Annotated in this window: 3 protein-coding genes; all 3 read right to left on the minus strand. The window is 71.6% G+C overall.

Features of this window, described 5'->3' with window-relative positions; translation table 11 throughout:
- Window positions 1-1,353 (minus strand): beta-ketoacyl synthase N-terminal-like domain-containing protein (locus D3105_RS14265; protein WP_240646902.1); only part of this gene is annotated, 1,353 nt, incomplete at its 3' end.
- A 51-nt stretch (window positions 1,354-1,404) separates the two neighbouring features.
- Entirely contained in the window at window positions 1,405-4,647 is a 3,243-nt protein-coding gene (locus D3105_RS14270) for a non-ribosomal peptide synthetase (protein ID WP_118903594.1), read from the minus strand.
- Between the two features lie 50 nt (window positions 4,648-4,697).
- Window positions 4,698-11,540 carry a non-ribosomal peptide synthetase gene (locus D3105_RS14275; protein ID WP_118903595.1) on the minus strand — a complete coding sequence of 2,281 codons (6,843 nt, stop codon included), beginning with the start codon at window positions 11,538-11,540 and terminating at the stop codon, window positions 4,698-4,700.
- Window positions 11,541-11,542 lie beyond the last annotated feature (2 nt).

Genomic DNA, 11,542 nt, shown 5'->3' on the forward strand with positions numbered 1-11,542 from the left:
GGCGGGGGGCTTCGGGCGGGGGGCCTCCTCCAGGACCACATGGGCGTTGGTGCCGCCGATCCCGAACGCGCTCACACCCACCCGTACCGGCAGCGCGTGCTGCGCGGGAGACTGCTTGCGCCGAAGCTCCTCCTGCCGGCCCACCACGTAGAAGGGGCTGCCGTCGAGGCTGATGACGGGGTTGAGCTCCTCGAAGTGCAGGCTCTCCGGGACCGTGCCGCTCTCGACGATCTTGCACGCCTTGATGAGCGAGGCCACTCCCGCCGCGGTGTCCAGGTGGCCGATGTTCGACTTCAGCGAGCCGATCCCGACGGTGCCCGCGGGGCCGGGGCCGAATGCCTTGCGCAGCGCCTCGACCTCGATGGGGTCCCCGAGCGCCGTTCCGGTTCCGTGCGTCTCGACGTACGACAGCTGGGCCGGGGTGACCTTGGCGACGCGGTGCGCCTTGCGGATGACCTCGGCCTGGCCCTCGATGCTCGGCGCGGCGTAACCGACCTTGCGGTTGCCGTCGTTGTTGGTCGCCGAGCCCTTGATCAGCGCGTAGATGCGGTCCCCGTCCCGCAGGGCGGTCTCCAGACGCTTGAGCACGACGGCTCCCGCGCCGTTGCCCTCCACCGTGCCCGCCGCCGACTTGTCGAACGCCCGGCAGCGTCCGTCGGGGGAGTGGATCATGTTGGGCTGGTAGCGGTAGCCGCGCCGGTGCGGGAGCGTCAGGCCGCTCCCGCCGGCCACCGCGATCTGACAGGCGCCGGTCCACAGATACCGGCAGGCCATGTCGACGGCGACCAGCGAGGTCGAGCAGCCGGTGTGCAGCGCGAGCGCGGGTCCCTTGAGACCGAGGGTGTAGGCGATCCGCGTGGCGGCGAAGTCCTTGTCGTTGAGCTGCATTCCGGCGAACAGCATCCCGGACCGGGACAGGGCCGTGCGCAGGGTGTGCGATTCCCAGGGCACGTTGTTCGTCGCTCCCAGGAAGAGGCCGATGGACTCACTGCGCCCCTCCGCCGAGTATCCGGCGTCCTCCAGGGCGTGGTAGACCTCCTCGTGCAAGGCCCTGACCTGCGGATCCAGCATCGACGCGTCCGCAGGGGTGTAGTTGAAGAACGTGGAGTCGAAGCTTTCCAGGCGCGGGAAGACGCCCCGGGCCGGGACGTAGTTCTCGTCCCCGAGGTCCTTTGGGGCGACGCCCGCCGCGATCAGTTCCTCGTCGGTGAAGCGGGACACCGCGTCGACTCCCTCGACGAGGTTGCTCCAGAATGCGTCGAGGTTCTCGGCGCCCGGGAACCGCCCCGCCATCCCGATGACTGCCAGCTCCAGCCCGGTGTGGCCGCGCTCGGATTCCTTGTGCTCAGGCACTGTCGTGTCCCCCTCTTCCCGCTTCTCGCTCAGTCTTCTCGTCCTGCGGTGTCATGCGTCGTCGAAGTCGAACTGGGTCAGCAATCGGCCCGCGTGCAGCGCCTCTTCCTCCTCGCGCTCCTCGTCGGACGCCTCCTGGGCGCCGGCGGCGGGGCTCCCTCCGTCCGGGCCCGGGCCGTCGAGGGCGGCGGCCAGCGCGGAGAGCGAGGTGTGCTCGAAGAACAGGGGCACGGGGACCTCGCGGCCCAGCCGCTTGCGCAGCCGGTTGCTGAGGGTCACGAGGTTCAGCGAGTTCAGCCCGAGGTCGAAGAAGTTGCGGTCGCTGTCGATGGCGACGCCCGGCAGCAGGTCCGCCACGAGGGCGAACAGCGTCCGCTCGGTCTCGGTCGCGGGACCACGGGGCACCGTGCGCCCGGCGGGAGCCGGGGCCGGCGGACGCACCGTCTCCAGCAGGCGGCGGTCGACCTTGCCGTTCTTGGTGAGGGGGAACTTCTCGACGGGCACCAGCACCGACGGCACCAGATATCCGGCGACCACAGCGGCGAGCGCCTCCCGGACGGCCTCGGGCCTCAACGCACCGCCCGAGCTGTCAGGGCCCTCCGCCCCCTCGGACAGGTAGTACCCGCGCAGGCTCTTCGCCCCCTTCTCCTCGACCGCGAGCACGACCGCGCCGGCCACCCCGTCGACCGACGCGAGCGCGGACTCGACCTCGCCCAGTTCGACCCGGAAACCGTTGATCTTGACCTGGTCGTCGGTTCGTCCCAGGTACTCCAGGACGCCGTCGGGCAGCGCGCGGACCAGGTCACCGGTGCGGTAGAGGCGCTCACCCGGCAGGGCGGGGGCGGTGACGAACTTCTCCCGGTTCAGCTCCGGCCGCTCGCGGTAGCCGGGCGAGAGCCCCTCGCCGCCGAGGCACAGTTCGCCGACGGCCCCCGGCGGCAGGGGGTTCAGCCCGTTGTCCAGGACGTGCGCGGACGTGTGGTTCAGGGCCCGCCCGATGGGGATGCGCTCCCTTTCCAGGTCGTCGGCGGTGATGCGGTGGACCACGGAGAAGACGGTGTTCTCGGTGGGGCCGTAGCCGTTGCTGACCCGGATGCCCGGGCAGGCTTCGAGCAGCTTGGCCGTGTGGTGCCTGGGGACCGCGCTGCCTCCGACGAGGAGGTGGTCGAGCGGGCGGAAGATCTCCGGGTCCCGGTCGCACAGCTGCTGGAACAGGGGCGCGGTCAGCCACAGGGAGCGCACCCGGTGACGGGTGAGCAGAGCGTGCAGCCGGCCGCCGTCGAGGACGTCCACCTCGTCGGGCAGGATCAGCCTCCCGCCGAACAGCAGGGTGCCCCAGATCTCGAAGGTGCAGGCGTCGAAGGCGGGCGAGCTGGTCATCAGGACGACCTGGTCGTCGCCGAACGCGAAGTACGTCTGGTCGGTGAAGAGCCGCTGGACGTTGCGGTGGGTGATGTGGCAGCCCTTGGGCCGCCCGGTCGAGCCCGAGGTGTACATCAGGTAGGCGACGTCGTCGCTCGACCCTGCGGTCCGGGTGAACTCCACATCGCTCTCGTGGAGTTCATCGACGCGGACGGCTTCCACCCCGTCGGGGACCAGGCCGGCGAAAGCGCCCACGGTGCACAGATGGCGTACGTCCGCGTCGTCGAGGACCTGGGCGATCCGGGGGGCCGCGTCCTTGGTGTCGACGGGTACGTAGTGGTTGCCGTTCTTCAGTACGCCGAGCATCGCCGCGATCAGCTCGGGGCGCCGGTCGGACAGCACGCCGACGCCCGTGCCGGGGGCGACGCCGCCCTCCCGCAGTCGGTGGGCCACGGCGTCCGACCAGCGGTCGAGCTGCCGGTAGGTGAACTCCGTTTCGCGCCACACCAGGGCGGTCCGGTCGCCGTGGGCCGAGACGACCGCGTCGAAGTGGTCGACCAGGGACGGCTTCGCGGCGAGCGGCGCCACGGCCGCGGGGCCGGCCGGGGCCGCCTGTGCGATCCCGATCCGGCGGACCGTGACCTCCGGGTCGTCGACGGCCGCCGCCAGCACGCGGACCAGGGCGGCCTGCAGCGCCTCCAGTACCTCGGGGGCGTACAGATGGGCGTTGTACGAGAAGGTCACGCCGAACTCCGCGAGCGGGGTGACCACCACGTGGAAGTCGTAGTCGGTCCGCTCGAAGACCTCGACGTCCTCCAGCCGCAGGCCCTCGTCGCCCGCGCCGAAGTCCTGGAGCTTCTCGATCAGCGGGTAGTTCTCGAAGGCGACCACGTGGTCGAGCAGGGCGTTCCTGAGCGGCGTGGCGGCCTGCACCTCGTGCAGCGGGAAGTGCTGGTGCGGGACGGCTCTGCGGTATCCGTCCTGCACGCTGCGGCACAGGTCGGCGAAGGAGGTGTCCCGCGCGGTCCGGACCCGGACCGGCTGGGTGTTCACGAAGAGGCCGACCATGTCGCCGACGCCGTCCAGGTCGATGTCCCGGCCGGAGACCACGCTCCCGAAGACGACGTCGTCGGTGTAGTGGAACTTCTGCAGGACGACGCCCCAGGCTGCCTGGAACACCGCGCTCTGCGTCACACGGCTCTCCCGCGCGAACCGCTTCAGCCCGTCGTACAGCTCGTTCGGCAGCACGAACCGGTGGGTGGCGGCACGGAAGCCGTCAGCGGTGCGCGCGGCGGGCGGCCCGGCGGGCCGCTCGTAGCCGTCGAGTTCGTCCGCCCAGAACCGCCGGGCCTCGTCCGTGCCCTGCCGCCCGGCCCACTCCACGTAGTCGCCGTACGGGCGGACCCGCGGGTGCCGGGCGGCCGCGCCCGTACGGACGAGGGAGTCGTAGTGGTCGAACAGGGCCGCGAACAGCGGTCCCAGCGACCAGCCGTCCAGGATGATGTGGTGGAAGGTGAGGACCAGGTGCCACCGCCGCGGGCCGGTGCGGATCAGCGTGGCGCGCAGGAGCACGTCCTTGCTCAGGTCGAAGCCCCGGGCGCGGTCGGCCTCCTTGAACGCGGCGAGCGCGTGCGCGGGGTCGGGGGACGCCTCATGGTCGAGGACGTCGAGCGGGGGCGCCCACTCCTTCATGACGACCTGGTACGGGTCGTCGGTGTTCCGGAAGGAGAAGACCGAGCGGAGGATGTCGTACTGGCGCGACAGGGCGGCCAGCGCCTCGCGCAGGTGGCCGGCGTCGATCTCGCCGGCGCCGGTGAAGTCGAACTGCTCGACGTAGGCGTCCGACGCACCGTCGGCCACGTAGGTGAAGAGCATTCCCTTCTGCATCGCGGCGAGGCCCGATATCGACTCGATATTGTTCTTTTCAACCATGAGTAAGTACGTGTCCCGTTCGGAGTCCCAGTGCCCTGAGGGCTCGGTGCCTAGATGTCGTCGAGGAGGTCGGCCAGAATGTCGTCGACCACGTGCCGGTCGATCGAGGGGGCGTGCACCACGGGCCCGTCCGTGTCCGTCAGCACCTCGCGGACCTCGTCGAAGGAAGCCCTGATCGCCTCGGCGACGGCGGGCCCGGTGCCGCTCCGCGTCCACGCGCGCGGATGGCGGACCTCGACGACCACCTCGTCGCCCGCCCGGTGCGCCGTGATGTCCAGGACGCACGGCGAGCGGTGGGCCGCGTCGGTGGTCAGGTCCCTGGCCAGGTGCGTGACGCCGACGTGGCCTTCGGTCTGGTCGCCCAGGTAGTTGAAGCTCACCTGGGGGCGCACCCGCGCCAGGGGCGCGGTGTCGTCCCGGCTGCCGAACCGCAGCAGCGGGCCGAAGCCGACGCCCTTCGCGGGGAGACGGGCGAAGGAGTCCCGTACCGACGCGACGGTCTCCCGCACGTCGTCCGCCACGTCCACCAGGTGCGGAAAGGTGCTGGTGAACCAGCCCACCGTACGGCTGAGGTCGTGCTCGTGGGCGAGGGGTTCGCGGCCGTGCCCCTCCATGGTCAGCAGGACCTGGTCCCGGCCGCACACGGTGCTCAACGCCCGGGCCACCACGGCGACCAGCACGTCGGCGGGGCCGGCGCCGTGGCCGCGGCGCGCGGCGTCGAAGAGCGAGGTGCCGTCCGCCGTCGTCGCCGTCAGCCGCAGCACCTCGGCGTCGCTCTCGCCGCGTACGAGCCCCTCGTCGTCCGTCTCGAACAGCGGCCCGGTGTGCTCTGTCCGCCGTGCCAGTCCGGTCCAGTAGGGGAGCTGCGCGTGGAATCCGCCCTCCTCGGTGTGCCGCCGCAGCTCCGCGGTCCACGCCGGGAAGGACATGGTCTTCGGAGGGAGGAGGGCGCCGGGGTCGGACAGGCAGGTGAGCAGGTCCTCCACCAGGATTCCCCACGACACCACGTCGACGGCCATGTGGTGCACAGCGAGGGCGAGTTGACGCCGTTCCTTCCCCAGTCCGGTGGCGAGGGCGACGACGGCGCCACCCTGAGCGTCCACCTGGGCCTGGAGCTCGGCCAGGTACCCCGGCAGGTCCTCCTCGGTCAGGTCCGCCGGAGCCTCGCGCACATGCAGCAGCCCCTCCGCGTCGACGTCCCTGATACGCAGCCCGCCGAGGTCGTCGATCTCGACCCGCAGCATGTCGTGGTAGCGCACCAACCGCTGGACGGCCGACGCCGTCCGGTCGGCCGGACAGGGGGCGTCGAGGGTGATCAGCAGGCTCTGGTTGTACACCTGCGCGTGGTTCTCGGGCACGGCGAGGAAGTCCTGCTGCACGGGACCCGGCACGACCGGACCGGACAGCGGTCCTTGGGGGTGCCCGGGGCCGGGAGAGGCGGCCGACGCGGTGTCCGCCGCCCGCTGGGCGAGCAGACGCGTCGTCTGGTGCTCCAGCAGGTCCATGGCCCGCACGTCGATGCCGTGCTCCTTCAGCTTGGCCACGATCTGCATGGCCTTGATGGAGTCGCCGCCCAGTTCGAAGAAGTTCGCGTCGATGTCGTCGACCGGGACGCCGAGCACGTGCGACCACGCGGCCGCCATCCGCTCCTGGAGTTCGCCCACCGGGCGGGCCGTCGAGGAGCTCCGGGCGGCCACGGGTTCCGGGAGGGCCGCGACGTCGACCTTGCCGTTCTTGTTCAGCGGCACCTCGTCCGTCGCCACGACCAGCGGCGGCACCATGTAGTCGGGCAGCCTGCGCCGCAGCGCGGAGCGCAGCCGTGAGCCGTCCCGCTCGGCGCCGTCGGCATACCGCACCCACAGGCACAGCGTCCTGCCGCCGGCGCCGGACGTGTGAACACCGGCGTGGGCCCACCCGACGTACGGCTCGGCGAGGGCGGCGGCCTCGATCTCGGCCGGTTCGATGCGGTAGCCGCGCAGTTTGACCTGCTGGTCGACCCGGCCGTGGTAGTAGAGCAGGCCGTTGCTCCGGAACGTGGCGAGGTCGCCGGTCCGGTAGAGCCGCTCACCGGCGAACTCGGGTGAGGTGACGAACCGTTCCCCGGTCAGGTCGGGGCGGTTGAGGTAGCCGTCGGCGAGGCCCGAGCCGCCGATGTAGAGCTCGCCGACCGTGCCGACCGGCACGGGCCGCATCCGGTCGTCGAGGACCCGCAGGGTGGTGTCGCCGACCGCGCTGCCGATCGGGATCGCGTCGTGGTCGTCGAGCGTGTCGAAGACGTGCACGGCGGCGAACACCGTGGTCTCCGTGGGGCCGTACCCGTTGGCGATGCGGCCGGGCCCCAGCAGGTCGAAGGCCTTGCGGATGTGCGCGGGAGAGGCGGCCTCGCCCCCGCAGATCACCCGGCGCACCCCGGCGAGAGCGTCGGGGGCGTAGTCGACCAGTGTGTTGAACATCGACATGGTGATGAAGAACCGGGTCACCCCGTGCCGCCGGATGGTCTCCCCGAGCCGGTGCACGTCCAGCACGGACTCCCGGTCCGTGACGACGAGCGAGGCCCCGTTGACCAGCGCCGCGTACATGTCGTAGACGGAGCCGTCGAACGAGTAGTCCGAGAGCAACAGGAAGGTGTCGCTGGGGTCGGCGTCGGCGAAGGAGGCCCGGTGGGCCACCCTGAGCACGCCCCGCTGCCGGATCAGGGCGCCCTTGGGGGCCCCGGTGGTACCGGAGGTGTACATGATGTAGACCGGATCGTCCGCGCCACCGGGCAGGCCCGGGTCGGCGGTACCGCCGTCCGTACCGGGCGCGTTCGCTCCGTACTCCTGCACGTCGGTGAGGGCCAGGACCCGCAGACCCTCGGACGCGAGGTCGGTTGCCGCCGGCAGGCGGGCGGCGGAGGCGAGCAGGACCCCCGCTCCGGAGTCCTCGACGATCAGCCGCAGCCGGTCGGCGGGGAAGCCGGTGTTGAGCGGGACGTAGTGGCAGCGCGCCTTCAGCACGCCCAGGATCGCGGCGACCATGTCGAAGGAACGGTCCATCAGCAGGGCGACCGGGGAGCCGGGAGCGCAGCCCTGCCGGATCAGACCGTGGGCGATCCGGTTCGCACGGGCGTTGAGTTCACCGTACGAGAGACGGCTCTCGCCGAACGAGTTGCCGTCCGCACCGCTTTCGCCGCTGATCAGCGCGGCCTTGTCCGGGTCGGCCGCCGCCCGGTCCTCGAAGAGGCGGACGATGTCCCGCGTCCCGGCGGGCCCGGCCGGGCCCTCGGTGATCCGCCGCAGCAGCTCCTGCTCCCGCGCGGGGACGAGGGCGAGCCCGTCGAGCCGGTCGCCGTCCTCGGCGGTGATCAGGGAACGCAGCAGGTGCTCGTAGCGCTCGGCCCAGAGCGCGATCGTCTCCGGCCGGAACAGGGCTGTGGCGTGCTCCCACATCAGGACGAGTCCGTCGTCCGTCTCGCGGGTGCTGAGCGTCAGGTCGTACTTGGCGCTGCCGTCGTCGTACGGTACGAGCCGCTCGCCGCGCATGCCCATGTCGGCGTTCTGATGGACGAAGCAGACGTCGAACAGCGGTCGCCGCCCGGGTTCGCGCGGCGGGGCGAAGTCCTCGACGAGGAGTTCCAGCGGGTAGTCCTGGTGCGCGAACGCGTCGAGCACGGTCGACTTCAGCGCACGGAAGAACGCGTCGATCCCGGTCTCCGGGCCGGCGGCGATGCGCAGCGGCAGCGTGTTGACGAACATGCCGATGAGACTCTGGTACGTCAGGTCGGGGCGGCCCATGACGGGCGCGCCGATCACCATGTCGCGCTGCCCGCAGACCCGGGACAGCAGTTGCTGGAACACCCCGAGGAACAGCATGTACGGGGTGATGTCGTGCGCGGCCGCCCAGCGCTTCGCGGCGTCGAGCAGCGGACCGTCCAGGGTCGTGAACAGCTTCGCGCCCCGGGCCGTGATGGTGTCGCTCCTGCGCAGATCGGTGGGGAGGCGCAGGACGGGCGGCTCCTCGGCGAACACGCCGGCCCAGTGCTCCCGCTGGGCCGTCAGGGCGCCGCGCTCCTGACGGCCCAGCAGCTCGCCCCAGGCGGTGCGGTAGCTCTTCGGCAGCGGAGGCAGCGGCGTCCCCTCCGCGAGGGCGGCGAGCTCACGGAACAGGACGCCCATGGACGCGCCGTCGGTGACGATGTGGTGCATGTCGATCGCCAGGCACTTCACGCCGTCATCGAAGGCGAAGCACGCGGCACGCAGCAGGGGCGCGGTGTCCAGCCGGAACGGGCGGACGAAGTCCCGCATCTGCGCGCGGGCCAGGCTCTCGTGGCTCTCGCCCGGCCCGGGCGCGGCGAGCCGCCGCGTCTCGACGGAGACCGGGGCGTTCGGGTGGACCCGCTGGAAGGGGACGCCGTCGGCGGTGTGGAAGGTCGCGCGGAGACTGTCGTGCCGGGCGACGAGCACCCTCAACCCCGCCTCCAGAGCGGCCACGTCGAGGCTGTCGCGGCGCACCACGAGACCGCCCTCGTTGTAGGCCACCGACTCCTCGTCGCGGCGGCTCGCGAAGAACACGCTGCGCTGGGCGGCGGTGAGGGGCAGTTCGTACGCCTCCGGCTCCGGAGCCGCGGGGACGTCCGGTGCGGCGGGGAGGAGCCCGGGGTCGCCCAGGACGGACCGGACGTGGGCGTCGGTCAGCCCGTGCTCCCGGATCACGGCGTCGGCGAAGTCGTCGAAGACCCGGTCCGCCAGCAGCGTGGCGGGAGGTATCTCCAGGCCGAACACGGCGTTGAGGGTCTGGGTGATGCGCAGCGAGGAGATGGAGTCCCCGCCCAGGGCGAAGAAGTCGTCCGTGCCCCGGACCACCGGGTAGCCCAGGACGTCGGACCAGACCCGGGCGAGCGTTCGGCGGGCGGGGGCGGGGTCCGCCTCGCCGTGCAGGCGCGACGGCTCCGACAGCGGGTTCGGCTCCTCCGCGTCCGGCGGCTCGGCGGCGTCGACGAGAGCGGGGCGGGTGCTCTCGTCCCACAGCCGTACGTGCTGGAAGAGCTGGGGCGGCAGGGGCACCCGGCGGGCGTCCGCGTCCTGGTGCAGGGAGGCGAACGGGCGCGGCCGGGCGGCGAAGTAGCCGCTGACCGCGTCCGCGAGGTGCCGGTACGGCTCCGGGAGCGGTGTGGCGGCGGGGGCGCGCAGGACGTGGAACCCCTCGCCCTGCCCGTCCCGCTCGATCGGGGGAGTCCCGCCGCCCGGGGCGGTCCTCCCGCCCTCCTCGTACGCCTGTGTCACCCGGCGCAGTCCCTCGCGCAGCCCCGCGCGGCTGTCGCAGAGGACGACCGCCCGCACCGGCTGGTGTTCGCGGCCGGTCTGGAGGGTGAAGCAGACGTCGTCGAGGCGGTACTCCGGATTCCGGTCCAGGTGGGCCAGGTGCCGTGCCGCGGTCTCGGCGAGGAGTTCCTCGTCGCGTGCGGAGAGCGGGAAGAGGAAGCCGCCCGACGGCTGCGGGCGGGGAGCGGCGGCGGGGGCCTCCTCCAGCACGACGTGACAGTTGGTCCCGCTGAGACTGAAGCTGCTCACCCCGGCCCTGCGCGGCGTCGTGGACTCCCAGGCGCTCGTACGGTCCTGGACGTAGACGGGGGACCGCGGGAGGTCCAGGAGGTCGTTGGGAACGTCGAAGTGGAGCGAGCCCGGGATGACCCCCCGGTCGAGGCAGAGGAAGACCTTGATCAGCGATGCCAGGCCGGCCGCGCCGACCGTGTGCCCGATGTTGGTCTTGACCGAACCCAGCCCGCAGAACTGCTTCTTCGAGGTGAACTCGGCGAACGCACCGGTGAGCCCCTTGATCTCGATGGGGTCGCCCAGGGCGGTGCCGGTGCCGTGCGCCTCGATGTAGGACAGCGTCTCCGGCGGGATGCCCGCCCGCTTCCACGCCTTGACCAGCAGTTCCTTCTGCGCCTTGGCGCTGGGGGCGGTCAGCCCGTTGCTGCGTCCGTCGTTGTTGACGGCGCTGCCGAGGACCACGCCGTAGACGTGGTCGCCGTCGGCGACGGCGCGCGACAGAGGCTTGATGTACACCCCGGCCACGCCCTCGCTCCACACGGTGCCGTCCGCACCGCTGTCGAAGGCCCGCACCCGGCAGTCGCCGGACTCCGCACCGTCCCCGATGCTCGTCGGTGCGAGCAGCAGGTTGACGGCCGCGACGAACGCCGTGTCGCAGTCGCCCTGCCGCAGGGCCTTCATGGCCGTGTCCAGGGCGACCAGTCCGGAGGAGCAGCCGGTGTCCACGACGGTGGCCGGCCCCCGCAGGTTCAGGTGGTAGGCGAGGCGGCTGGCGAGGATGCCGGACCAGGAGCCGGTGAAGGCGGAGAAGTCCCGCTGCGAGAGGAACTGGAGGTAGGAGGTGCTCATCCGGTGCGTGTGGTCGTTGCCGACGAAGATGCCGACGTTCGCCCCGTACAGCCCGCTCTTGGCGTACCCGGCGTCCTCCGCCGTCTCGACCAGGACCTCCATCAGGTTCCGGTGGTACGGGTCGATCTCCGTGGCGACCTGCGGCGGAATGCCGAAGTACTCGGGGTCGAAGAGGTCGATCCGCTCCAGGTAGCCGCCCCTGCGGAGCCGGGACGTGGTGTCCACCCTGCGCAGGTCCTCCTCGCGCGCCTTGGGGAAGTCCCCGATGTGCTCGCGGCCTTCGAGGAGATTGGCCCAGAAGGTCTCCTTGTCCGGTGCTCCGGGGAAGCGGCAGGCCATGCCCACGACGGCGACCGGCTCGTCGCCGTCGTGAACCTGCTGCGGAGTGCCGATCGCCTTGATGAACTCCTTGGCCCGTCCGACGTCCAGACGGTCGTCCTTGACCTGGAGGAGCAGGAACTTGAGCAGTTCCTTCTTGACGTCGGGCTGCGTGCCGTCCGGTGGTGTCGCCATGA

The sequence above is a fragment of the Streptomyces globisporus genome, assembly GCF_003501885.1.
Lineage (GTDB): Bacteria > Actinomycetota > Actinomycetes > Streptomycetales > Streptomycetaceae > Streptomyces > Streptomyces globisporus_D.

Coding starts and splice junctions, on each gene's coding strand:
- D3105_RS14270 (WP_118903594.1), bottom strand. CDS start 4,647: ATGGTTGAAAAGAACAATATCGAGTCGATATCGGGCCTCGCCGCGATG.
- D3105_RS14275 (WP_118903595.1), bottom strand. CDS start 11,540: ATGGCGACACCACCGGACGGCACGCAGCCCGACGTCAAGAAGGAACTG.